The organism is Nocardia vinacea NBRC 16497 (genome assembly GCF_000308835.1).
Classification (GTDB): Bacteria; Actinomycetota; Actinomycetes; order Mycobacteriales; family Mycobacteriaceae; genus Nocardia; species Nocardia vinacea.
In genome coordinates this window covers 39,850-63,622 of the sequence record NZ_BAGN01000109.1, presented here as the reverse complement: position 1 = coordinate 63,622, position 23,773 = coordinate 39,850, and the positions used below count along the sequence as shown (strand labels likewise).

General features: G+C 62.6%; 22 protein-coding genes and 1 pseudogene. 10 read left to right on the top strand and 13 right to left on the bottom strand.

Annotated elements, in window-relative coordinates; genetic code table 11:
• The first annotated feature begins 293 nt into the window (after positions 1-293).
• A complete protein-coding gene (locus tag ON44_RS14810; RefSeq protein ID WP_063721569.1) occupies positions 294-962 on the top strand; it encodes a TetR/AcrR family transcriptional regulator in 669 nt (222 codons plus the stop codon).
• A 60-nt stretch (positions 963-1,022) separates the two neighbouring features.
• On the opposite strand, the pseudogene ON44_RS54020 reads toward ON44_RS14810, so the two are convergent.
• Positions 1,023-1,184: pseudogene (locus ON44_RS54020) on the bottom strand (helix-turn-helix domain-containing protein); the annotation flags it as partial.
• Positions 1,185-1,270: 86 nt separating this feature from the next.
• Positions 1,271-2,752, bottom strand: a complete 1,482-nt coding sequence (locus ON44_RS14800; RefSeq protein ID WP_040690292.1) for a flavin-containing monooxygenase — start codon at positions 2,750-2,752, stop codon at positions 1,271-1,273.
• A gap of 358 nt (positions 2,753-3,110) precedes the next feature.
• On the opposite strand from ON44_RS14800, the gene ON44_RS14795 reads away from it, so the two are divergent.
• The 4 genes from ON44_RS14795 to ON44_RS14780 all read left to right on the top strand — a co-directional run bounded on the left by ON44_RS14795 (position 3,111) and on the right by ON44_RS14780 (position 9,416).
• Complete coding sequence (locus ON44_RS14795) at positions 3,111-4,328, top strand: oxygenase MpaB family protein (protein ID WP_040690290.1); 1,218 nt, start codon at positions 3,111-3,113, stop codon at positions 4,326-4,328.
• Between the two features lie 14 nt (positions 4,329-4,342).
• Entirely contained in the window at positions 4,343-6,175 is a 1,833-nt protein-coding gene (locus ON44_RS14790) for an acyl-CoA dehydrogenase (protein WP_040690289.1), read from the top strand.
• 34 nt (positions 6,176-6,209) lie between these two features.
• Positions 6,210-7,196 (top strand): NAD(P)H-dependent flavin oxidoreductase, encoded by a 987-nt coding sequence (locus ON44_RS14785; RefSeq protein WP_040690287.1) that lies wholly within the window; start codon positions 6,210-6,212, stop codon positions 7,194-7,196.
• A gap of 105 nt (positions 7,197-7,301) precedes the next feature.
• The gene (locus tag ON44_RS14780) at positions 7,302-9,416 is read left to right on the top strand and encodes an AMP-binding protein (protein ID WP_083897881.1); all 2,115 of its coding nucleotides are present in this window, start codon (positions 7,302-7,304) and stop codon (positions 9,414-9,416) included.
• 2 nt (positions 9,417-9,418) lie between these two features.
• Here the strand turns inward: ON44_RS14780 and ON44_RS14775 are convergent, their stop codons facing one another.
• From ON44_RS14775 to ON44_RS46790, 4 genes are all read right to left on the bottom strand, one after another.
• Positions 9,419-10,087, bottom strand: a complete 669-nt coding sequence (locus ON44_RS14775; RefSeq protein WP_051182030.1) for a TetR/AcrR family transcriptional regulator — start codon at positions 10,085-10,087, stop codon at positions 9,419-9,421.
• Positions 10,088-10,223: 136 nt separating this feature from the next.
• The gene (tatB, locus tag ON44_RS54015; protein ID WP_040690286.1) at positions 10,224-10,640 is read right to left on the bottom strand and encodes a Sec-independent protein translocase protein TatB; all 417 of its coding nucleotides are present in this window, start codon (positions 10,638-10,640) and stop codon (positions 10,224-10,226) included.
• A 27-nt stretch (positions 10,641-10,667) separates the two neighbouring features.
• Positions 10,668-10,910: a hypothetical protein gene (locus tag ON44_RS14765; RefSeq protein WP_040690282.1), complete on the bottom strand. Its 243-nt coding sequence runs from the start codon at positions 10,908-10,910 to the stop codon at positions 10,668-10,670.
• A 531-nt stretch (positions 10,911-11,441) separates the two neighbouring features.
• On the bottom strand, positions 11,442-12,461 hold the full coding sequence (locus ON44_RS46790) for a PucR family transcriptional regulator (protein ID WP_157187156.1): 1,020 nt from the start codon (positions 12,459-12,461) through the stop codon (positions 11,442-11,444).
• Between the two features lie 590 nt (positions 12,462-13,051).
• Between ON44_RS46790 and ON44_RS14755 the strand changes: the two genes are divergently transcribed.
• Entirely contained in the window at positions 13,052-14,818 is a 1,767-nt protein-coding gene (locus ON44_RS14755; protein ID WP_040690281.1) for a hydroxysqualene dehydroxylase, read from the top strand.
• A gap of 74 nt (positions 14,819-14,892) precedes the next feature.
• Complete coding sequence (gene tatA / locus ON44_RS53415) at positions 14,893-15,165, top strand: Sec-independent protein translocase subunit TatA (protein ID WP_083897879.1); 273 nt, start codon at positions 14,893-14,895, stop codon at positions 15,163-15,165.
• Positions 15,166-15,191: 26 nt separating this feature from the next.
• Here tatA and ON44_RS49450 read toward each other — a convergent pair whose 3' ends face one another.
• Positions 15,192-15,614, bottom strand: a complete 423-nt coding sequence (locus tag ON44_RS49450; RefSeq protein ID WP_085998541.1) for a hypothetical protein — start codon at positions 15,612-15,614, stop codon at positions 15,192-15,194.
• On the opposite strand from ON44_RS49450, the gene ON44_RS49445 reads away from it, so the two are divergent.
• A complete protein-coding gene (locus ON44_RS49445) occupies positions 15,613-15,915 on the top strand; it encodes an SSI family serine proteinase inhibitor (protein ID WP_085998540.1) in 303 nt (100 codons plus the stop codon). The two genes, ON44_RS49450 and ON44_RS49445, sit on opposite strands and share 2 nt — an antisense overlap.
• 169 nt (positions 15,916-16,084) lie before the next feature.
• The gene (gene tatC, locus ON44_RS14735; protein ID WP_040690276.1) at positions 16,085-17,011 is read left to right on the top strand and encodes a twin-arginine translocase subunit TatC; all 927 of its coding nucleotides are present in this window, start codon (positions 16,085-16,087) and stop codon (positions 17,009-17,011) included.
• A gap of 26 nt (positions 17,012-17,037) precedes the next feature.
• Here tatC and ON44_RS14730 read toward each other — a convergent pair whose 3' ends face one another.
• The 3 genes from ON44_RS14730 to ON44_RS14720 all read right to left on the bottom strand — a co-directional run bounded on the left by ON44_RS14730 (position 17,038) and on the right by ON44_RS14720 (position 20,614).
• The gene (locus ON44_RS14730) at positions 17,038-18,135 is read right to left on the bottom strand and encodes a PucR family transcriptional regulator (RefSeq protein ID WP_083897885.1); all 1,098 of its coding nucleotides are present in this window, start codon (positions 18,133-18,135) and stop codon (positions 17,038-17,040) included.
• A gap of 119 nt (positions 18,136-18,254) precedes the next feature.
• On the bottom strand, positions 18,255-18,536 hold the full coding sequence (locus ON44_RS14725) for a hypothetical protein (protein WP_040690273.1): 282 nt from the start codon (positions 18,534-18,536) through the stop codon (positions 18,255-18,257).
• Between the two features lie 308 nt (positions 18,537-18,844).
• A complete protein-coding gene (locus tag ON44_RS14720; RefSeq protein ID WP_157187155.1) occupies positions 18,845-20,614 on the bottom strand; it encodes an MFS transporter in 1,770 nt (589 codons plus the stop codon).
• A gap of 157 nt (positions 20,615-20,771) precedes the next feature.
• Here ON44_RS14720 and ON44_RS14715 point away from each other — a divergent pair, with 157 nt between their 5' ends.
• On the top strand, positions 20,772-21,449 hold the full coding sequence (locus ON44_RS14715) for a TetR/AcrR family transcriptional regulator (RefSeq protein WP_051182024.1): 678 nt from the start codon (positions 20,772-20,774) through the stop codon (positions 21,447-21,449).
• Here the strand turns inward: ON44_RS14715 and ON44_RS48255 are convergent.
• The 3 genes from ON44_RS48255 to ON44_RS14700 all read right to left on the bottom strand — a co-directional run bounded on the left by ON44_RS48255 (position 21,397) and on the right by ON44_RS14700 (position 23,263).
• Positions 21,397-21,606 (bottom strand): hypothetical protein, encoded by a 210-nt coding sequence (locus ON44_RS48255; protein WP_040690271.1) that lies wholly within the window; start codon positions 21,604-21,606, stop codon positions 21,397-21,399. The genes ON44_RS14715 and ON44_RS48255 overlap by 53 nt on opposite strands.
• A 110-nt stretch (positions 21,607-21,716) precedes the next feature.
• Positions 21,717-22,433: an SDR family NAD(P)-dependent oxidoreductase gene (locus ON44_RS14705; RefSeq protein ID WP_040690270.1), complete on the bottom strand. Its 717-nt coding sequence runs from the start codon at positions 22,431-22,433 to the stop codon at positions 21,717-21,719.
• An 89-nt stretch (positions 22,434-22,522) separates the two neighbouring features.
• Positions 22,523-23,263: an alpha/beta hydrolase gene (locus ON44_RS14700; RefSeq protein WP_245567155.1), complete on the bottom strand. Its 741-nt coding sequence runs from the start codon at positions 23,261-23,263 to the stop codon at positions 22,523-22,525.
• Between the last annotated feature and the right edge of the window lie 510 nt (positions 23,264-23,773).

The window sequence follows — 23,773 nt, the reverse complement described above, 5'->3', positions numbered from 1 at the left end:
TCGCACTCATCATTTCGTGCTCGTGCGCGATCGACGCGCAGGTTCGCTCGTTGCGCGTGACCGTCACAGTTGATGGGATCGAGTCCATCGTCGTCACTCGAGTCCCCCTCCCGTGTCCGAAGCTTCAGCCGTGGTGAAGGGTTCTGCACACCATACCGCGAGCTGTAACACTGTATCAACATAAGGTGCATTGTTGGCCGCGATCGATGCAGTTGTGACGCTATCGCATTCGAGGTACTTGCCGAATCGGCCAACATTTTGACCCAATGAAACGTACTCTGTACCTTTGATACATGATGCGGGAGAGCGACGAAGTGGACGAGCGGATCATGGACGCGGCGTTGCAGCGGATTCTCCAGGTAGGTATTCGACGGAGCAGTCTGGATGACATCGCGCGCCGATCCGGAGTGAACCGGGTAACCATCTACCGTCGCTTCTCGGGCAAGGACAATCTGGTCGAGGCCGTGCTGTCGCGTGAGATACAGCGAATACTCGCCGAGGCGACGGTCATCGCGACCACCGCCTCCGGTGTCGAAGCGCAAATCGAAGAGACAGTCCTCTACATTCTGCGTCTCACGCGGACTCATCCGCTGGTGACGCAGCTGATCGACGTCGCGCCGGAAGAAGCACTGAGCTTCTATACGGTCCGTGGTTCCGATGTTGTATCGCTGGGCGTCGAATACATCACGAGCATTCTGCAAGCCGCGCAGGAGCGCGGTGAGATCGAGTCATACGATCCGGTACCGGTCGCCGAATTGATTGCCCGCCTTGCCCATTCGCTACTGCTGACGCCCGCCGCCGGCATAGACTTCGGTGATGTCGACGCGGCCCGCGACTTCGTCAGAGCGGCCATTGTTCCGCTGATGCTGCGTGGTCCCGGTAGTGCGGCGACGCCCGGCAAGAGGCCCCGCGCCACCACGGGAATCCGTCGCACGCGCAAGAAGTCGGGCGCGTCGACCTGAGGCGAAAGTTGTGGTGGCGGCGTAGTGTGCGTTTGCTTCACGGGTCAGTACGGCATCGACCAAACACTCCTTGCCGGGGAATCGACGATGGAAAATGGGGCGGTCCACGCCGCTGGCCTGGGCTATGTCATCCAAAGTGGTGCGCCGAATACCCATCTGGAGGAATCGCTCCAGTGCGGCATCGATGACCTCGTCGTCGAGTCCGTCGCATCCGGCGCCCATGTAACAAAAGTACGAAAGTAGTTACATCGTGTCAATAGGTCGCTGTGTTTCGGCCACCCGATGACTACCGGCGATCCATGCGCCAATCAGCTGGGGCGATAGTCGCGCAGATCCACATCCCTTGTGCGCCGCCGGTATTCGCGCATCGAGCCGGGCCAATTATTGGTATTGGCGGGTCCGTTGACGGTGGCGGCGACGTACCAGCTGTGACAGCCACCGGTGTTCCACACCGTCGTCGCCAATCGGCGCTGCGTCCTGTTGTCGGATTCCTCGAGCACATCGGGATGCACCTCGAGGGTGCCGTGGCGCGCCACGTGTCGGGCGGCGTCGACGATGTAGTTCATCTGACTTTCGAGCATGTGGACGATCGATCCGGAACCGACATTGGTATTGGGTCCGTACATCAGAAAGAAATTGGGGAACCCTGGAACGGTCAGCCCGAGATGGGCGCGCGGGCGCTCATGCCAGGCATGGGTGAGATTTCGCCCGTCGGATCCGGTGATGCGCATCGGCGCAACGAAGTCGTGCGAGCGGAAACCCGTGGCGAAGACGATGGTGTCGGCCAGATATTTGTGCCCGTCGTCTGTGATCAGCGCATCGGTTTCGATTCGATCGATCTGGCAGGTGGCGAGTGTGGTGTTCTCCCGGTTGAGTGTGTCGTAGTAGTCGTTCGAGGTCAGGATCCGGTTGCAGCCCAGCTCATATGACGGCACCAAGGCGCGTCGCGCTTGTGGATCGTGAACGCGACGTAGATTCCATCGACACCACATCCGGATCGGCCAGGACAGCACCTTTCGGCCGATCGGTGAGACCAGCATGGGGTTGAGGACCGTTTCGAACCACAGGAAGATCGCCAGGCGCGGCAGCTTCTGGAGTATCGGGAACAACCGGTTGGCGCGTTTGCGTAGCCGTGGGTATACGTAGTCGGGTTTGGGGCTGATCCAGTGCGCCTGTCGTTGGAACACGGTCAGCGAACGGGCCTGTGCGGCGATGTGCGGAACGAACTGAATGGCGCTCGCGCCGTTGCCGATTACCGCGACGTCGCGGTCGCGAAGGTCGTGCTCGTGGTTCCAGGTGGCCGAGTGGAACACCGTGCCGGTGAAGGTGTCGAGGCCGGGTACATCCGGAATCGACGGGCGGCTGAGCTGACCGCATGCGGTGACCAGCACGTCGGCACGGGCCACCGTGCCGTCTTGCATCGTCAACGTCCAGGCGTGCTCGGCCGCGTCGTAGTCCGCGCCGACCACCTCGGTATTGGTCCGGATATGACGAAGGACGTCGTACTTGGTCGCGCAGTGCCGAAGGTACCGCAGGATTTCCGGCTGCTCGGCGAAGCGGCGTGACCAGTCCGGATTCGGTTCGAACGAATACGAATACAAGTGTGACGGTGCATCGCAGGCGGCGCCGGGGTAGGAGTTGTCGCGCCACACGCCGCCGATATCGGCAGCCTTCTCATAGACCGTCATGTCGGTGAATCCGGCCTGGATCAGCCGGATCGCCAACCCGATCCCGCTGAAGCCGCTGCCTACGATCGCAATCGATGGCCGGTGGCGGTGGTTGTTGCTCAAAGTGGCTCCTGTTGGGCAGTCGCGGAGGGGGCACGCCTCCGAGGGGTGAATGTAGTCCACAAGCATCGGTGCAACAAGAGTTGCATCTTCGATGCATTCGAACTGTGCTGGCTGGTCTGTTTCCGGAAAAGTCACTAGGTCAACAGGATTCGTTGTTCACAAGCTCTGATGGCGAGTTCGTTCCAAGTTTGTATTTGTTGACCCAATGAAACAGAACTTGTATCTTCGGTGCATCGAATGGGTTGGGCTGCCGGGAAAGGGATACGGCGATGCCAGGCGTGCCGAGACGGATACGCGTGCGGCGGTCCCGCCCGCATTGCTCCCGAATCGTTGCTCGAACGACTGAAAAGGCGAATGCATGACTGCGACTATCCCCACTCGGCACCCGACCGCGCCGCGTAGGGTTCCAGGGCTGCGACCGTTTGCGCTGTTGCTGGGACTGCGGCTGCCCGCGCCCGAGCAATGGGACCACCTCGGCTCCTCGCTCGTCGTCGGCGATGCGCCGATGGACGACCTGGTCGAGTGGATGTACAGCGAGGGGATCGTCCACACTCGCCCGCTGTTCGACAGCGCGCTGGAGCACGGTATCGACAGCATTGCCGATGCCCCGGAACCGTTGCGCGAGTTCTTCGTTCGGATCGAGACGCCGCCGCCGTGGCTGGATCGGGACAAACTCCGTCGCGGCGCCCGGGTATTCCGGATGGGCGGCCCCGACGGGGTCTACGTCGCGCGCGACGTGTCGTTCCTCGGCGGATACCTGGCCTCCGGGTTCAACAAAACCTTGATCCGCACCGGAGCGCTGGAAAAGGGCCCGGCCCAGCGCTTCGCCGAAACCCTGCAGTGGGCACTGGATGTGACCGTCGAGGACGGCTTGGCGACGGGCGGACGCGGTTACCGGTCCACGATCCACGTGCGCCTGATTCACGCATTTGTGCGGCGGCATGTCGCCGCGATGCCCGACTGGCGGGGCGCTGACTGGGGCTTGCCGATCAACCAAACCGATATGGCCGCGACCTTGGTCGGGGCATTGATCGCGCCGTTCGTCGGCGCCTTCGCGATGGGTGTCGTGCCCTCGCGCACCGACCTGGATGCCGCCGCGCACCTGACCCGCTACGTCGGATGGCTCATCGGCGTCGAGGATTGCTTCCTGCCCAACAGTTTTCGAGACGCGGTGCGGGTGCTGTACCACTCCCTGTCGGCGATCACCAATCCGGACGAAACCACACCGCAACTGGCGCTGCCGATGGCCGACGATCCGCTGCGCTGGCATTACCGCAACTTCCCGTGGTTGCGTGGCAGGATCGCCCGGGCCCAGCATCTGTCGATCGCCGCGACGTTCCTGGGGCCCAGGGCGATGCGCCGACTAGGTCTGCCCGCCTATGTGCTGCCCTGGTATCCGATCCTGCGCGCACCGAGCAACCTCACGCGCTCGCTTATCGCCCGCACCGTTCCGGGTGGTCTCGACCGTGCCGCAAGGCGAGGGCGAAAGGCGCAGGAGGCGTTCCTGAGCACCCTGATCGGTGGCCGGCCCGCTGTCATCGGCGCTTCGGTCGCACAGACACGCCACGCCGCCTGACGAAGGGAGACACAGTGAGTCATTTCAAGACCAATCTTCGCGATATCGAATTCAATCTGTTCGAGGTTCTCGGTGTCGGGCGGCAGTTGGAACGCAAGATCTATCCGATGCTCAATGTCGAAGTCGCGCGAAACTTGTTGGCGGGGGCATACGAACTGGCCGTGGGGCCGGTGGCCGCGTCCTATGTCGACTCCGATCGCGACCCGGTGTTCTTCGATCACGTCCGACGTGTGGTCGTTGTGCCCGATTCGCTGCGCAAGTCGGTGGCCGCACTGAATGAAGCGGGATTCGCCGCGCTGGGCATGCCCCATGCCATGGGTGGTGTGGACGCACCCGCCCCGTTGCGCTGGGCGATTCAGGAGATGCTGATGTCGGCCAACCGGGCCGCGCACTTCTTCAATCTCGGTCCGCTGATGCACACGGTGCTGTATCACGAGGGCACGCCCCGCCAGCAGCAGTGGGCGATCCGGGCGTGGGAAAAGCGTTGGGGCGCAACCATGGTGCTGACCGAACCGGACGCCGGATCCGATGTGGGCATGGGGCGCACCGTCGCGGTCGGACAAGCCGATGGCAGCTGGCATATCAATGGTGTCAAGCGCTTCATCTCCGGCGGCGATCTCGGCGATACGACCGACAACGTGCTGCATTTGGTGCTGGCGCGACCCGAGGGGGCGCGCCGGGGCACGAAGGGGCTGTCGTTGTTCATGGTGCCGAAATTCCTATTCGACCCGGCGACAATGGCATTGGGTGACCGCAACGGCGTGTACGTCACGGGCCTCGAGCGCAAGATGGGGCTCAAGTCCGCCCCGACCTGCGAGCTGACTTTCGGCGCCGAACATCCCGCGGTCGGCTATCTGGTCGGTGAGGTTCACAACGGAATCGCGCAGATGTTCCGGGCGATCGAAAGCTCGCGGATGGGCGTAGGCGCGATGGCCACCGGTACCCTTTCATCCGGCTATCTGCACGCCCTCGACTACGCCGAACACCGTGTGCAGGGCGCGGATATGCTGCGAATCGTCGATAGATCCGCGCCACGGGTGACCATCTTCCATCACCCCGATATCCGTCGAAGTCTGATGCGGCAGAAGGCTTACGCCGAAGGATTGCGGGCCCTTTATCTGTATTGTGCGGTCTACCAGGACGCCGAGCTGGCCAACGCCGAATTCGGCGTCGACGCGGAATCGGCCGGGCGGGTGAGCGATCTGCTGTTGCCGATCGTGAAAGGGGTGTGTTCCGAGCGCGCCTACGAGGTACTGGCCGAATCGCTGCAGACCTTCGGCGGCTCCGGCTATCTGCAGGATTATCCGGTCGAGCAATACGTTCGCGACGTCAGGGTCGATTCCCTCTACGAAGGCACCACCGCGATCCAGGCGCAGGATTTCTTCTTCCGCAAGATCATTCGGGACGACGGCGCGACGCTACGACTTGTCACCTCCCAGATCGCCCGATTCGCCTACAGCGAGCAAGTCGGCAGCCGACTGCAGACAGAACAGGATCTGCTCGGATTCGCGCTGATGGAATTCCACGCCATGATGACCGCGTTGCGCTCATATCTCACCGCGGCACCGTACGAGCCCACCGAGATCTACAAGGTCGGGCTGGTGCTGGTGCGGTTCCTGCACGCGACCGGCGACCTGCTCATCGCATGGCGTCTGCTCGAACAGGCGCAGATCGCGCTGCGCGCGCTCGACCAGGGGCCGATAGCCATCGATCGGCCCTTCTACACCGGAAAGATCGCCGTCGCGCAGTGGTTCACCAGGAACACCCTGCCGTCGATGACCGCGGTGCGCACCGTTATCGAGAACATCGACACCGACATCATGCACCTCGACGAAGCCGCCTTCTGACCGACGCGATGGCGCGAGCCAAAGGAGAATTCCCATGTTGCACACTCGATTCACCGAAATGTTCGGAATCGAGCATCCGATTGTTCAGGGCGGCATGATGTGGGTCGGCCGAGCCGAACTGGTTGCCGCGGTCGCCAACGGCGGCGGCCTCGGCTTCATTACCGCGCTCACCCAGCCGACACCGGAGGCACTACGCGAGGAGATCGCGCGCACTCGCGCACTCACCGATAAGCCGTTCGGGGTGAACCTGACAATCCTGCCGGCGATCAATCCGCCGCCCTACTTGGAATACGCCCGCGCGATCATCGACTCCGGTGTGTCGATCGTGGAGACCGCGGGCAGCAATCCGGAACCGTTCTTACCGTTGTTCAAGGCCGCAGGCGTCAAGGTGCTGCACAAATGCACCAGCGTCCGGCACGCGGTGAAAGCGCAGAAGATCGGTGTCGACGCGATATCGATCGACGGCTTCGAATGTGCGGGCCATCCGGGCGAAGACGATGTGCCGGGCCTGATCCTCATCCCGGCGGCGGCGAATGTGATCGATATCCCGATGATCGCCTCGGGTGGTTTCGCCGACGCCCGCGGTCTGCTCGCGGCCCTGGCGCTCGGGGCCGACGGCATCAATATGGGCACCCGGTTCATGTGCACCGAAGAGGCCCCGATCCACCCCAAGATCAAAGAACAGATCGTGGCGAACTCCGAGCGCGACACGCGCCTGCTCTTTCGTACCATGCACAACACCGCGCGGGTCGCGAACAACGAAATCAGCCGCAAGGTCGTCGAGATCGAGCGTGCCGGGGGAGTGTTCGACGATGTGCGCGATCTGGTCGCGGGAGTTCGGGGACGGCGCGTACTCGAGGACGGTGATCTCGATGCCGGTATCTGGACCGCGGGACAGGTCCAGGGCCTCATCGACGACATTCCGTCCTGCGCGGATCTGATCGCGAGCATCGTGCAGGGGGCCGAGGACATGATCACTTGCGGGTTGACGCGTTTGCTCAGGCCGCATCCGTTTCGATGAACGCGACAGTGACGATCCACTAGCGGGTGCTGGGTCGACGCTGTGTCCTGTCCAGCCGCATCGGATTTCGTCGTGACCCGGCCGGTGCCGCCCTAGCGTTCGGTGATGTCGCGCGGCAGTGGTGCCGGCCGATCGGAGGGCGGGTACGTGGTTACCGACATCATCGAATCGACCCAGGATGTGTCGATCGGCCGCCACGCGATGTGGGCGGCGCTCATCGACCCGCGAACCTATCTACGGCTGTTTGCCGGGATCGGCGGCTGCGAATTCTTGCAGAGCGACTCGACCCCGACCTTGCTGTTCCGGGTAGGAACCGTGCATACCGGCGTCAGCGTTGTTCGGGTGCAGTTGATCGTGGGGCGCTGGTACGACGGTTTCGAATTGTATTGTCCCGCATCGGGGAGTTTGGCCTCGGTTCGATTGCGCACCAAGCAGGACCGGACGCGGGTGACCGTCACATTCCTCTCGCCTGGTCGTGTCCATCCGGTCGTGGCGGCCGCACCCAACTCGGCGGTGGTCGCATGGCTGCGAGCGGGACTGCAACGTATCGTCGAGCGCTGCGCCGCCACACCCAACGCGGTATTGAGCGACAGCGCCGCCACCCCGGTTATCCGGCAGCTCGGCGTGGTTCGGCAGCTGGTGTCGACGGGGGTGATCCGGCCGCGTCGGCCCGACCACGGCCTGAAACAGATGGCCGGTCTCGCGAAGTGGGGGCTCAGTCTGGCGGGCGGCTACGCCGCGGCCGCGGCCTGTACGCCGGAACGTGTTGCCGTCATCGACAACTCGGGACAGCGAACCTTTGCCGAGGTGCACAGCCGCAGCGATGCGTTCGCTCGGGCGTTGACCGCGCTCGGGCTCCGCGGTCAGCACAGCGCCGGTCTGCTGGCCCGCAATCACGCCGGGATGCTGGAAACGATGGTGGCAGCCGGAAAGGTCGGACTCGACCTGATATTGCTCAATGCGGGACTGTCCGGTCGCCAGCTCGAGGATATCGCCCAGCGCGAACGGCTTTCGGCGCTATTCGTAGACGGTGAGCTCGAATCGCTGGTCCGCTACCTACATCCGGGAATCTGCCGCTTCACCACCGACGCTCGGCCGCCCTCGCCGGAGCGGACGACCATCGAGGATCTGGTCGTGCTCTCGCCGGGAAGAGCCGCGCGCGCTACCCACCCGGGGCGGCTCATAGTGCTCACATCCGGCACCAGTGGAATGCCCAAGGGCGCCCGCCGACCACATCTCGAGAGCCTGGACCCGGTTGCCGCGGTGCTGGCGCGGATTCCGCTGCGGATGGAGGAGAAGATATTGATCGCTTCTCCGCTGTTTCACACCTGGGGGCTGGGCATGCTGCAGCTGAGTACCGCACTGCGTGCCACTGTGGTGCTCGAGGAGCGGTTCGACGCCGAGCAGTGTCTGCGACTGATCGCCGAACATCGCATCGACGCCCTGGTCGTCGTCCCGACCATGTTGCAGCGGATTCTCGACCTGCCTGCCGCGGTGCGCGCCCGTTACGACACCTCGACGCTGCGCGTCGTGGCCTGCGGTGGCGCGCCCTTGCCAGGTGCCGCGGTGCTGCGATTCATCGATGCCTTCGGCGACATTCTCTACAACGTCTACGGGTCCACAGAGGTGTCGTGGGCGACGATCGCGACGCCGGAGGATCTGCGGGCCGCACCGGCCACGGTGGGCCGACCGCCGGCAGGTACGCGAGTAGCCGTGCTCGGACCGGACCTGCGCCCGGTGGCGATCGGTACGACCGGCCGCATATTCGTCGGAAACCACATGCTGTTCGACGGCTATGTCAACGCCGCCCCGCCGACGGAGGCCAACGGCATGCTCGACACCGGGGATGTCGGCTATATCGATGCCGCAGGTCGGTTGTTCATCGACGGTCGGGGTGACGAGATGATCATCTCCGGCGGGGAGAAGCTGTTCCCGCGGCCGGTGGAGGAGGCGTTGGAGCATCTGCCACAGGTGCGTGAGGCTGCCGTGGTCGGTGTCGCCGACCCTGAATTCGGTCAGCGGGTAGTCGCGTTTGTCGTCAAACGTGAAGGGGCGGGTCTGGATTCGCAAATGGTGCGCGACTACATCCGAAACCGGCTCGGCCGTGTCGCAGTGCCGCGTGATGTTTCGTTCCTGCCATCGCTGCCACGAGGTGAAACCGGAAAGATCATCAAACGGTTCCTTGTCGCCCCCGACCCGACTAGCCCGCAGGCTCCGTGACACTAGAGTGTGCGGTGGGGTGATGGTGGTGTGGCATGGCGGTCGGCGTGCTCGTGCTCCATCGAGTGGATGGGTACGCCGTATTTCACGAGTGGTACCACGGCCGTACGGACGAAATCGCGCATCTGCTCTTCGATCCCGAAATCGACACCGCCGTCGGGAGTCAGCAAGACCGAATGCGCGAACCGTGCGAGTAACTCCGCGACCGGCACGGGATCGTAGCGGTCGATGGCGCCGACCTCCTGGGCGCGGTCGAGTAGCTGGGTGATCGAGTGGATACCGAACGAAACCATCTCCCGTCCACGAATCGTGTAGAAGCCCACGATTTCATCGGAGGTCGATTCGAGTAGGAAGGGCACCAACGGGTGGGTCCGGGTCTGCTGGAGCACGAACATGACTGTCAGCTCTATCTGTGTATCGATTCCTGTTGTGGTGGAGACGATTTCGGCGACCTGGGCCAGGATCCGTGCGATCTCTCGCGACAGCACCGCGTCGATCAGGTTCTCCTTGCTGGTGAACCTGCGATAGATGGTGACCCGGTTGACCTGCGCGCGACGGGCGATGTCGTCGAGGCTGGCCCGCCGGATGCCGACGTGCAGAATACGCGCGAGGGCCGCGTCGAGTATTCGTTCGCCGAGCTTGTCATGGACATCCTTGTGATCACGGACCATGTATCAAATTTACAGATATCATTTCATTGATGCGAAGGTTGTGTCGATCATTGCCGCGAGGCACAGGGACGGCACGAAGGTGGTTGTGCCGCTGCACATCTCGGCCTCGGTGCGCTGACTATGCGCAAGATCTCGATCACGTGGCGTCCGGATCGATCGGCGGCACCGTCTCGCCGTGCGGTCTGATCGCATCGAAGGATCCACAATTTGTGGCGGGACCGGGATTCGGGAGATGCGGCGCAATGTCTTCGGGTGTGAGATGCGGCGTTGTCGGCTCCGACACGCCCTCGAATTTTCCGGTCAGTACCGAATCATCGCCGTCGAGCAGAAACTTCGTGAGCGCCGATCGAGGTGTCATCGCGCGCAGTTCGTCGAGTCTCCGGAGGGGTTCGCGTAGCTCATCGAACTCCGTTCCGAATTCCTGACGCACTTGCCCGGTGGCCTCGTCGGCATATTCTCGTATTCGCCGCATTGCGCCCGTCGTCCAGCGGATTGCTCCGGGCAGCCGTTCTGGTCCCAGGATTACCAATGCCGCCGCGAGAAGTACGATCATCTCCGCCCAGCCGATACCTAACAAAGGTCACCCCCAAAGTCCGCGGCATGGCAGTGGGCGCAGGTCGGGCCGCAACTTTCGGTCGACGGTGACCGCTAACCCGCTTCGCAGCGCCGCTGCCGCGAATTCGCAGGCTTCCACGAATGTCGCCGCGTACTCCAGAGCGAGATCGCTACCGCGGCCGACACCTTCGAAATAGATGACAATGCGGCGAGTCGGAGTTTCCTGGTATCCGCACCGATCGTGCGCGGGGCGTCCCGATCCCGTCATGCCATGCTCCTTTGCACTTGTATCGAAGCGTCAGTCGTGAAGCAACTGCGCCACTACAGACGATAAGGGTGGGCGCGGGAGCAGTTCAGATATCGATCCTTCGTTTTGATACGTCACAGCCATCGTCGATCCGGGGTAGTGCAAGTGAACATGGTCGCCGGCGAAGGCGGGACTTGCCCCGGTTTCATGGTCGCGTGACCTTGTTGTGATATCGACGTAATGAAGGATTAAAAGGATCGTCAGATATCCATCGTTACCGATAATTGGTTACCGAAGGAGCCGGTACGGATATCGTTTGAGCCGTGACGCATTCGGTGTCACGGCTCGCTCGGCGATTCCAAACCATATGAAACGCAGGCCAACGGTCGGGTCGCCGAGCGAGCTATCCGATATCGTATCACGTCAATTATTCTCCCGGGCGTGCTGCTTTTCGCTTTCGAGGAAAACGAGGGGCGCGGCCAGGAGAATATCCTGGCCGCGCCCCTCATTCGTATTGTGCGGCTATGGGTCGTCGTGCGAGTTCAGCGGGTTTTACGCCGTGATCTCGAGGCCGATCGCCGGTGCGTCGCCCGCGGACTTCCGATAGGTGCGCACGACCAGTGCACAACGCAGATACCAAATCCCGGAAGGGATGGAGGGGTCGTATCCGGTGAGTTCCTCGATACGATTCAATCGGTAATCGATGGTGTTGCGGTGAAGGTTCAACAACCGTGCGGTGATCCGGCGAGTCATATTCGTGTGGATATACAGAGTCAATGTGTGCAGCAGCTCCGGGTGGTCGTCGAGCGGATCGAGCGCGTGGGCGAGTTTTTCGCGGGCCGGGGTGGGGCGGGTCAGCTGATATTCGAGAGCGAGGTCGGGAAAACGGTATAAGCCGCCCGCGAACCCGAGGCCCTGTGCGACGTTCAGCAAGTCATGGGCCAGGTCGGAAAGTCTTCGAACCCATGCGCCCGATCCCCTGAGCGTTATCGCTGTAACGGGCACCTGTGCGGCCCACGACAGCCGACTGACGAGTTCGTCGAGGCTGCTTTCCGTGACAGTATGGGCGGGTAGCACGATTGTTCCACCGCGTGGACTCAACGCTATTCTGGCGGTGGGTTCCAATCGCTCGCGTAGCAGGGCCTGTACGCGATGAAGTTTGCGCTGCCCGGCCAGTTTTCGATCGTGTTCCGGATCCTGCTCGTCGATGTGCTGTGGGATAGCGAGGGCCAACACCACGTGGGAAGCGGTCGGAGAAGTGATCTCCATGCTCGGCGCTCTGTCCTCGGTGGGCGCAACGGTGATTTTCGGCGCGGCATTTCTCGGCTCGCCGATGCGATCGAGATTTTCGCCGGCCAAGCTACCGCAGATCACATCGACGACCGCTGAGGAGACCGCGCAGGTGATCGTCTCGTGTATCTCGCGCAGCCGGCACAGCGTGGCCGCGATATCGGTCGGGGTGGTACGGGTGGATTTCTGAGCAATTCGACCGAAGGCATCATCGAAAGCGGTTCGGACGGCGCGGTTGATCGCGGCAAGGGAACAACCTCGGCGGGTCAGGGATTGTGCCATCTGGCGTAATTGTGACAACTCGGTTGTGTCACTCTGCGCGCCGAGTGCGATCGAGATGACTTCTCCGCATCGCTGGGTAAGCATTCGGAATTCGTTGCCTTCGTCGTTGTTCCGGTGAGCCCCCGCCTGCCCGACGCGGGGTGTGTTTTGTGGGCGCGGCGCGATTCGGCCACTGCTCGAACCGGTCGTTGTGGGGCGGCGGAGGGGCGGGACATCGGCTTCGGCGGTGACGTCGGCGGTGACGGACATCGATGTGCTCCATTCGATCTGCGGATCGCGTCGTGCGCCGGTGTCGTTTCGAGTGATCGTTCGAAGTGCTCGGTGTGACGTACCGAGTTCGTGGCGGAAGCTGTTTCGAAATCACTTGTGGTGCAAAGGATTACGATTCAAGCCGCGCGGGTGACCACGGGTTGTTCGTCGATCAGTAGCCAGCTGTGACCGTCCTCGGATGACGACATCGGGTGAGGGACAACGATAGCGCTGATGCGACAAAGCATCAATATCGGGTACACAGTTGACCTTGCCGCATGGAAGTGCTTAGAGTGACATCCACTCGACCGCTGGCCTGCTGTCGATGAGGACGTGATCCCATGGTGGAGTCCGACCTGTCCCGCCGCACCGTTTTGAAGGGTGCTGCTGCGGGATCCATTGCACTAGCTGCCGCGACCGCGACAAGTAGCGGTCTGGTAGGAATCGGTCCGGCGCGCTCGGCGCCGGCGCAGAATCGAGTCGTGGTGGTCGGCGGCGGTGTCGCCGGTCTGACCACGGCCCATGAATTGGCCGAACGCGGCTTCAAGGTAACGGTTTTCGAGAAGCGTGCCTGGGGCGGCAAAGCGCGGAGCATGGATTCCGCGCTGCCCGTTGCCGATGGTCGCAGGCCGCTACCCGGTGAGCACGGATTCCGCTTCTTCCCCGGCTACTACCAGGCAGTGCCAGACACGATGAAACGTATCCCGTTCCCGGGCAATGCGAATGGGGTGTACGACAACCTGACGAGCGCGCCGACGCTCACGGCGGCGCAGTCGGGCGCGGATATCACCCTGCCGTTCGGTATCCAACCCGACCAGATCGGCGCGGCAATCGATCTCAAGTGGATCATCAAGACCTTGGCCGGGGCGGCGCAATGGATTCCGAAGCTTCCCTACTCGGACCTGCTCACCTTCGCCAATCGCTTGTTCGTTTACTTCACAAGCTGTGATGCTCGCCGCATCGGGCAGTGGGAGCAGACATCGTTCTTGGACTTCGCGAAGGTCACCCCGAATTCCAACCCCCAATACATGCTGCTCATCTCGACCCTGACGCGCACGCTGGTCGCCGCCAAGGAGGAGATCGCCAGCAGCCGCACCATGTGCACGCAGGCTGAGAACTTCCTGCTCAACATCCTCAACCGCAACAATGACGGCCGCGAAACCGACAATCTGTTGAACGGACCGACGAACGAGCGGTGGATCGATCCGTGGATGAACTACCTGAAGTCGCAGAATGTCGACTTCCAGCTCGGATTCACGATCCAGTCGCTCAATATGGAGGGCGGCAAGATCAAGTCCGCGACGGTGCAGGATCAGAATGGGGCGACCTCGACGATCGAGGCGGACTGGTTCGTCACCGCGGTTGCGCCCGAGCAGGTGAGCAACATCTGCACGCCGGACATCTACAACGCCGATCCCGGTCTGGCCAAGATCAAGGACCTGTTCGTGGACTGGATGACCGGCATCCAGTTCTTTGTGAACACCGACAAGCAACTCGCGCCCGGCCACATCGGCTGGATCGAATCCCCTTGGCGGCTCACCGGTATCCAGCAGGGACAGCACTGGAAGCCCTACAACATCTCCCGTGACTTCGGTGATGGGAAAGCCAAAGAAATTCTGTCCGTGGACATCTCGGACTGGCACACCCCGGGCGAACTGATCAAGAAGGCGGCGAAGGACTGCAGCCCGGAAGAAGTCGCACGGGAGAGCTGGCATCAGGTCACCAAGACGCTCGATACCGTCAAGGAGAGCGATCTGGTGTATTGGCACCTCGACCCGGGCATCAAATGGGACGGCAGCGCGAACACCAACGACGATCCGTTGATGATCAACACCGCGAAGTCCTGGGGCAACCGTCCCACCTCGGTGACGAAGATCCCGAATCTGTTCCTCGCGGGGGACTTCTGCCAGAGCAATATCGACCTCGCCACTATGGAGGGCGCCTGCGAGGGCGGTCGCAATGCCGCGAACGCCATCCTCGACGCGTCCGGGTCCACGGCGAGCAAGGCCAAGCTCTGGCCGCACGTGACCATTAGCGAATTCGACGGGCTGCGGGCGCTGGACGAAACGCGTTGGCGTAACGGTCAGAAGAATCTGTTCGACAACTGACCCCACTTCCGGCAGGTGGCCCGGTTTCCGGCAACCCGGGCCGCCCGTACCTCTCGCAGAAACGGAGTCCTCGCATGGGAACTTTGAGCCCCACCCACTGGCTGATAATCGTGGGAGCTTTCGTAATTCTGTTCGGCGCCCGGCGATTGCCGGATGCCGCACGGAGCATGGGACGTTCATTGCGCATCTTCAAGAGCGAGATGCGCGAGTTGCACTCGGATGGCGACGGAATATCAAAGGCGCCAACCGAATCGGAGAATTCGGTGGCCGCGGTGGCGGTCGTGCGGCCGGAGAGCGACGGGGCGGGACGGATGAGTCCAGAGCCTCGCCGTGTCGCGAGCGCATAGCGCAGACGGACGGCCGATTTCAAATTTCAGGTAACACAGGAAGGTTTCGCTATGTCCAAATTAGCACGAGTCGCGGGTGTCGCCGTGCTGGTGGGTTCTTCATGGCTGGTCGGTGTGTCGGCCAATGCCGCCCCGTCGGACACCGAGCCGGCTCCGACGACGAGCAGCTCGCCGACCACATCGGTACAGGTCACGCCTCCCCAGGAAGCGCCGCCCACATCGACGGAGCCGAGCACCTCGGCCCCGTCTACCTCGACTGAGGCACCGCCGTCGTCCAGCGTCCCGCCATCGTCGGAGACTTCCACTCCGTCGACGACGCCCTCGACATCGGTCGAGCCGTCTCCGACCGAGGTTCCGTCCACCTCGGTGGTACCGCCCACCTCTGGCGACCCGACCACGTCCGCCCCGCAACCCACCACGGCTCCGCCCGCGTTGACAGGGGACTCCATGGTTATGCTGGCCGCGATCTCGGAGGGCGAAAAGCCCGAGGTTCGATCGGCGACATTGGCGTGCCAGCCGACGGAGGGCAACACCCACCCGAAAGCCCAGGAGGCATGTTCCGAATTGGCCACTGCTGGTGGCGATTTCGCGAAACTGACGGCTGATGATTCCGCCTCGTGCTCGGGTGGAGACCAGAAAGTGACGCTGCTGGTGTCGGGCGTCTGGAACGGCGCGGACGTGTTGTACGCGCATGAATTCCCGAACTGGTGCGCGCTCGAGAAGTCGGCGAAGGCCGTATACAGGTTCTGATGCCCGTCATCGCCCTCGCGCTAGTACGCCGATTCTCCGAATGCCGAGGCGGATAGTAGCGCGAGGGCGTTCGCAAGTTCTCCATTACTCATGGCACTGATGCTCGGCGACCGAGGCGAGCTCCTGACACACGGTCGCCGAGCGCGACTTTCGACACCGGGGTGGTCATATGCGAATCCCATTCGATATTCGGCGTAAGGCGCAGCGGCGGAATCCCGACGGCGCCATGTCGCTGATCGAGCACTTGGAAGAATTGCGGAATCGGCTACTGAAGTCGCTCGGCGCTATCGCGATAACCACTGTGATCGGCTTCCTCTGGTACTCACACTCGTTCCTGGGAATCGAGAGCCTCGGCGGTATCCTTCGGGGTCCGTACTGTGCGTTGCCGCCGGACGCGCGTGCCGCACTTGCCGCCGATGGCTCTTGCCGGCTGCTGGCCACCGCGCCATTCGAGCAGTTCATGCTCCGGCTTCAGGTCGCCCTTACCGCGGGCATCGTGCTCGCCGTACCGGTCTGGCTGTATCAGCTGTGGGCGTTCATCACGCCCGGGCTCCTCGTCAAGGAGCGCAGGTACGCCATCGGGTTCGTGAGCTGCGGGAGCATACTTTTCTCCACCGGTGCGGTATTGGCGTATGTAGTTGTCGCCCATGCACTCGGCTTCCTGCTCTCCGTCGGCGACAACGTTCAGATCACTGCGCTGAGTGGTGCACAGTACTTCGGATTCCTGGTTCGGCTGTTGGTCATCTTCGGTGTGAGCTTCGAAACCCCTGCGCTGATCGTGGGTTTGAATCTCATCGGGGTGCTGCCCTATGCGAAGCTCAGGGCTTGGCGGCGCGGGTTGATCTTCGGGCTCTTCGTATTCGCGGCCATCGTGACCCCACAGGACCCGTTCTCGATGATGGCCCTGGCCGCAGCGCTCACGATCCTGTTCGAATGCGCGGTTCAGATCGTGCGGATCAGCGATAAGCGTCGGGCTCTGCGCGCAGCGATTACGCTCGCCGCATTACCTGATGACGAGGCCGGTTCGATTGCCGCACCTGAGCCCATCCTGCAGTCCGAGCGGATCGGCGAAAATAGGCACGCCATTGGCCGATAACGGCCGTTGCTCCAATGGCGGCAGAGTCAGGTGATCCGATAGGACCGGGCAAGTAGGGCCGAGCGCAAATACCACAGGCCGGATACCTGCGTCGGGTCGAAACCGGTGAGCCGACCGATCCGTCTGAGGCGGTAGTCGACGGTGTTGGCGTGGACGTGCAGGCTGTGAGCGGTGCGCTGGCGATTGAGGTCGTTCGCGATGTGCCGTTCGAGGGTTTCCAGCAGTTCCGGATGCTCATCCAGTGAGTCGAGCAGTGAGCCGAGGTACTCGCGCCCGGGCCCGGGACGGGTGAGCTGGTACTCGAGAACGAGGTCGTCGAAGCGATACAGTCCGGGCGTACAGCCCATGCGCACAACCATATCGAGCAATTCGTGAGCTTGGGACGCGGCGCTCGGCAGGTCCGGTGGGGCAGCGGCGGTGACGGTGGCGGTAATGGGTATCTCGGCGGCCCGGGACAGGTGCCGCACCAACTCGTCCAGGCCACCGGCAGCAGGTTGGGTATCGGGGACGAGCGCGGTACCGCCCATCGAATTCCACAGCACGAGTGCGGTTTCCCCACATCGGGTGATCAGTTCGGAGCGGATTCGGCGGAGCCTTCGATGTTTCATCTCCCTGCCGTCCAATGCGGCATCGCGCTCATCATGGTGTCTCGGAATCGATAGTGCGAGAATAGAATACGACTGGGCGATTTCGATTCCGCATTCTCGTGCCATGGTGGACGTCGGTCTGCCGTCGAGCAGTGCCGCGGTGAGATTGTGTACATCCTCGTGGTATTCGCCCACGATTGTGCGCAACTCGCGGACGTAGGCCTGTGAGATGACCGAGCTCATGCGGTCGATCACTCTCATGATGAGCTCGGCCTCGTCGAGCAGGTTTTCGCGGCCCTGCGGAGTCGTTGTCGACGATTGCTGTGTGCTGCGGTCGTCGGATTCGGCGGCGCGGTGATCGAGGGCGATCTGCACTCCATCGCGGATGGCACGGTGGATCGTGTCGATGGGGACGGATTCGCGCGCCCACCGCGCGGCGGCTGCCTGCAGTCGCTCATTCGTGGCTGAAATGTCTTGGCCGTAGAGCATGTTCGCGGCGAACGTGTGGCATATGCGGGCAATGGGGGATTCGGTCATCGATGACTCCTTCCGCGCTGCGGGATGGATCACGGTATCCAGTGCCGCAGCCCGCGCAGGCGAATTCGCGGCGTTCTGTGGGATCGGCGAGAAACCTCCGATTCGGCAACTGTGCCGGATCACAAGACGCTGTCTTCCGTGTACTGCCAGTGCCTCCCGCACTGTGATATCGCGACCATGCGGTTGCCCGACGTCGTCGCTTCGATTACCGCCACGCGCGGCTCGGCGACCGCAAACAAGACGACCGAGGGCATCGTCATGGCGATCGCGATGGAAGTGTCTCGATGACCTTGCTGTAGCGCACGGCCGACATCGCCGGAAGTTGTTCCCCTTTGCACCACCTCGATGTCCAGGTCGATCTTTACCGTGGTACCGATGGCGGCTATGTCCGCGCGGACCACTGAACTTTCAACCAGCAGAAGCAGATTGGCGAACAGAATCCGGCGCTGCCGAACATGTCGCCGAGGCGGCCGCAATCACATGTGTACGACACATAACGTATGTATCATGCATAAGGTTGCGCCGATCGTACTCGATCCTGTCGCCGCCGCGCCGACATGATGTTTCAGTACGCCCGACCTGGGCTTCCGTGGGCGTGGGTGACGGGACTGGGATCGTCGTACGATTGGTGGATCGGTTGACCTACGCGGTATTTCGGCGTGGTGCGCTTTCGTTCCGGACTACCGGGGCCGCACCGGGTTCGAGAAGATCATGAGGCGCGGGCCGAATCGTCCGGATGGGATTCTGGATTCGTGGGCAAGACGATGTCGTACCGTTCGGTGAGATCGACGCCGATAGATATGGATTCGACGACAAACGGAATCTCGGTGACTACGAGTGTGAGCGGTTCGGCGGGGAGGGCGGCGAACCGGTAGGTTCCGTCCGGATCTGTCACGGTGCTGGACAAGAGTTCGCCGTTGGCGCGAAACGCCGTGACGGTTACCGCTGGATTAGGTGATTGCGCGGCGCCGATGACCGTGCCCTCGACACTTCGAGTGTTGGTCGAGCCGGGGGGTTCGGATTCGGGCTGGATGGGGCGATGGCGATAGGGGACCATGGCTGCGGCGATCACTGCGACGACGGCGACCGCACCTGATACCAGGAAAGCCAGGTTGTAGGCGTCCAAAGTCGGCAGCGGTGTGCCCGGAATAGTGTGGGTGGTAATGATTGCCGTGGCGATGGCAGTGCCGATCGAGCCGCCGACCGAGCGCAGCGTCTGATTCACGCTATTGGCGACACTGGTCTGCTCGGGGGAGACGCCGCTGTTGAGCAATGTGGGCATGGCGCCCATCGCGAGGCCCAGCCCGAGTCCGAGCAGGCAGGTAGCGACATAGAACTGCCAGTGTTCGGTGTGGAACAGCAGAAGGAAACCGAATGTCAGAGTCGCCACGATCGTGCCGAGGACCATCGGAAACTTGGCGCCGACGACGCTGATGAGCTTCGACACGGCGGCGGCGGCGATGAGGGTGCCGGCAGTCAGGGGAAGCAGGGTCAGGCCGGCGCCGAGCGCATCGGAATCGAAGCCGTAACCGAACCGGCTCGGTGTCTGCACGAACTGGATTACCAGTACGAATGCGCCGAACATTCCGGCGCCCACGAGCAGGGCGGTGGTATTCGTCCCGAGCACAACGGGAGTACGCATCATGCGCATGTCGATAAGCGGTTCGCTCACTCGCTGTTCGATGAAATAGCACCCGATCAGCAACAGCGCCGCACCGGCGAACAAACTCACCACGGTGGGGGAGGTCCAGCCCCAACTGGAGCCGCGGTTGATAGCGAGCACGAGGCATACCAGGCCACCGCCAAGAGTCAGCAGGCCGCCGATGTCGACGCGAAACGGCTTGGCTTGCTCGCGAATTCGAATCAGGGCGACTACACCGAAGAGACCGAGGGCGGTAGCTGCGGCCGAGATCCAGAACATGCCCTGCGCACTCATACCAGCCTTAACGAGGAGTCCGGAAACCAGTAGTCCGGCTCCAGCTCCGATCCCGGTCAGTGCACTCAGCAAGGCGATGCTGGACGGTACGCGTTCCGTTGGGAAGATGGATCGCACGATGCCGATTGCCAGCGGCATCGCCGCGAAGCCCATGCCTTGCAGTGCCCGGCCGAGTAATACCAACGCCATCAGGTGGGACGTGGCGATAAGTACTGAGCCGATGGTTGTCAGAGCCAGCGTGACTATCAGGACTCGCTTGCGGCCCAGCGCATCTCCGAGCGAGCCCAGAACCGGCGTGAACACCGCGGCCGACAGCATGCTGACCGTAATGATCCACGAGGCATCGGCAAGGGACACGTGCAGCGAGTTCGCCAGCCGGCTGAGGATTGGCATCACCATGCTCTGCATGGCCACGATTGCGAATGTCGACAGTGCGAGCACCAGTAGGACGGCCGTCGGGTGGGAGTCCGGTCGTCGCTCGGGTTGAGCGGCGGACACCGCCGCGGCGCTGGGCTGCGGTGGCGTGACAAGGATTTGGGGCACCGCTACCTCCTATGTAGTCAGTTGATGACTTACACGCTAGATTGGGCTATCGCATAAGTCAACGATTGACTACATGTGGAGGAGTGATCGCTGTCACTGCAGTTCAGTGGCCCTTCTACACTGAACTGGTCATTTGACGATCAAGGAGTGATGGCTGATGGTGGACACCGGAAAACGGCAATCGCGGCGACGCGATGCGGCAGCCACCCGCATGGCGTTACTCGAGGCTGCGCGGGCATTGATGGCGCAGCGTGGTGTCGAAGGCACGAGTACCCGTGACGTCGCCTCGACCGCCGGTGTGAACCAGGCGTTGGTCTACCGTTACTTCGGGTCCAAAGAGAAATTATTCGCAGAGGCTGCCGGCACGTCAGCACCCAATGCGATCATCAATGGCACGCCGTTGGCCGACTTGGCCGTAACTTTGCTCGACCACACGCTGGATGTGAGCGTTGCCCCCGCCGCCGACGAGGTCGGGGGGATCGCCCGGTTTCTCGGCGCGGCCAACGACGATACCGTCCGGGCGATCATTCGGGATCGCATCGACATCACTTTTGGGTCATTGCTGGCAGCTCGCCTGGACGGTCCCGATGCGGCGCTGCGCGCCGAGTTGCTCGCCGCGTTGATTACGGGCATCGCGTTCCTGCGGAACAAGGTCGAAACGCGGTCGCTGTCGAGTGCCGATCGCGCCACCCTCGGCGCGTATGTAGCTTCGATGGCTGCTCCGATCCTCGAGGTCGAACCCAAGGCTGCCGCTGATGGATTTTCGGCGCTCGACGGCGATCTCACTGCTCGGCAAAACCCTCTGCAACCAGAAGCAGGGCCTGCTCCAGGATGACGCGAGTGTCGTCGCCGTACTCGTCTCCATGCCTGACATATTCCTCGGCCATGATCTGAATCGCACCCGTGATCATGGCTGCCTGCACCCGGATGGCCATGCCATGTGAGGCGGCACCGAGTCGGCGAGCGATCGCGTCGACCAGCCGAGCTTCCATGTCGCCCGGTCGGTGCAGGGCACCCCTACTAATGATCTTGGCCGGGGTGCCGTGCGTAGCGCGAGAAGCGTTGCTGGAGTTGACGGGTTAGAGCAATCTGGAATCGGCAGTTATCTGGTACTCGCTCCACCGTCGACTACCAGCTCCTGCCCGTTTACGTTTCGGCCTTCCGCTGAGGCGAGGAACAGAACCGTGTTAGCGATGTCGACCGCATCGCTCATTCCAGCCTCGATGATCCGTGTCATCGCCTCGTCGGCGTCCGCCATACCTTGCCGCAGCATCGGGGTGTCGTGCGCGCCCGGTGCGACGGCGTTCACCCGGACCGGATAGCCCTGCTCCTTACAATGCACGGCTAGTGACCGCGTTAGGCCTGCGAGTCCCGCCTTCATCGTCGAGTACGCCGGGAGGGCACCGACACCGCGGACACCCGCCAGTGCGGTGATATTGATAATCGCGCCGCCGCCGGATGCCGTGATAAGTGGCAGGCCGTACTTACACCCGAGGAACCCTCCGTCGAGCAGCACCCGCTGGTGGAAGTGGAAGTCGTCCGGAGTCGCATCTTCGATGGCACCGATTCGCACGGCGCCTGCGTTGTTGACCAGCACATGCAGGCCGCCGAACCGGTCCTTGATTTCGGCCAGTACGGTCTGCCAACGCGCCTCGTCGCTGACGTCTTGTTCGAGGAACAGTGCGCCCGGGATCGACTCAGCAGTCGCGCGGCCTTCATTCACCAGCACGTCGGTCAGCGCGACCGAGGCGCCTTCGTCAGCCAACCGTCGAGCGGTCGCGGCGCCCAAACCCCGCGCGGCGCCGGTTACCAGCGCCACCTTCCGTCGACTCGTCCCATTTCGAACTCTCCTTTTGTCAGGTTCATAGACCGGGGACAGTGAATTCCCTTATGAGCGCTTGTCCTGTCTCATTTCGCCAGCAGCCGAGCCAGCCAGTCGTTGCGGGCTCGGATTGTTGCCCGCGATATGGCTGCTTCGGGAGCGGCCACCTCGTACCCGTGGAAACCGCCTGGCCAGACGTGTAGTTCAGCGGATCCACCGGCTTGCCAGATTCTGGAGGCGTAGGTGACCGCTTCGTCGCGGAATATTTCCGCGGATCCGACATCGATCAGGGTGGGGGGCAGCCCGGACAGATCGGTGGCGCGCGCTGGGGCGGCGTAAGGGGAGACATCTTGTCCACCCTGGCGCTCACCGAGGAGCGCCTGCCAGCCGGTGCGGTTGGCGGTCCGGTCCCAAACGCCGCTGCCGTCCATTTGCAGTGCCGATGCCGTGTCGTTGCGGTCGTCGAGCATCGGGCACATCAGCAGCTGGCCGAGCAGAGGCGAATTACCGCGGTCCCGTGCCAGCAATGCGACACCGGCAGCGAGGCCGCCACCTGCGCTACCGCCGACGATGATGATCTGACTGGGATCGATTCCGAGTGCGCTCGCGTGTTCGGCGGTCCACGCAAGCCCGGCGTAGCAGTCTTCGACGGGTGCGGGATCAGGGTGCTCGGGCGCGAGCCGGTATTCGACCGAGATGACGGCAGCGCCCAATGGCGCGGCCAAGTCGAGTACGGTTTGGACTCCGGTGCGGCGATTGGCCATGATCATTCCGCCGCCATGCACGTTATAGATCGCCGGCACCGGTCCCTGTGATGAGGACGGCATGCAGATCAATAGTGTGATAGCCGGCGCGCCTGACGGCCCGGGCACCTCGCGTTCCGAGAAAGTGTAGGTACCATTGCGACGCAAATCCTCATCCGTTGCCGTTGCTAATGTCGTAGTTATTTCTCTGCAATTAGCGATAGTTTCCGGAATGATAGTTTTGGGCATGATCTCCTGCAGTGCGGCGAGACCGGCCGTGCACTCGGGATCGAGTGTCGGCTGTGGGCCTACGACTGGTGGTTCGGGTGGGCGTGGGACCCCGCCATCAGTATTGGCACCGATGTTTCCGGTCAAAGTCATTCAAACCTCGCAATACGCACACCTGCCGCCTCGTCGCGGCTGGTCGCAATAAGTTTGCCGCCGCGTTATGGCCAGCAATAGCAGCCGAGCGGCGGTCATCACCCGCCATGCGGCGGTCTGAAGGCTGAACGCCGTCGGCTGGTAGCTGATCTACATAGACGGCTGCGGGACCCGCCAACCCGGTCAGGTTGATCCGGCGGAGGACTTAGTCGT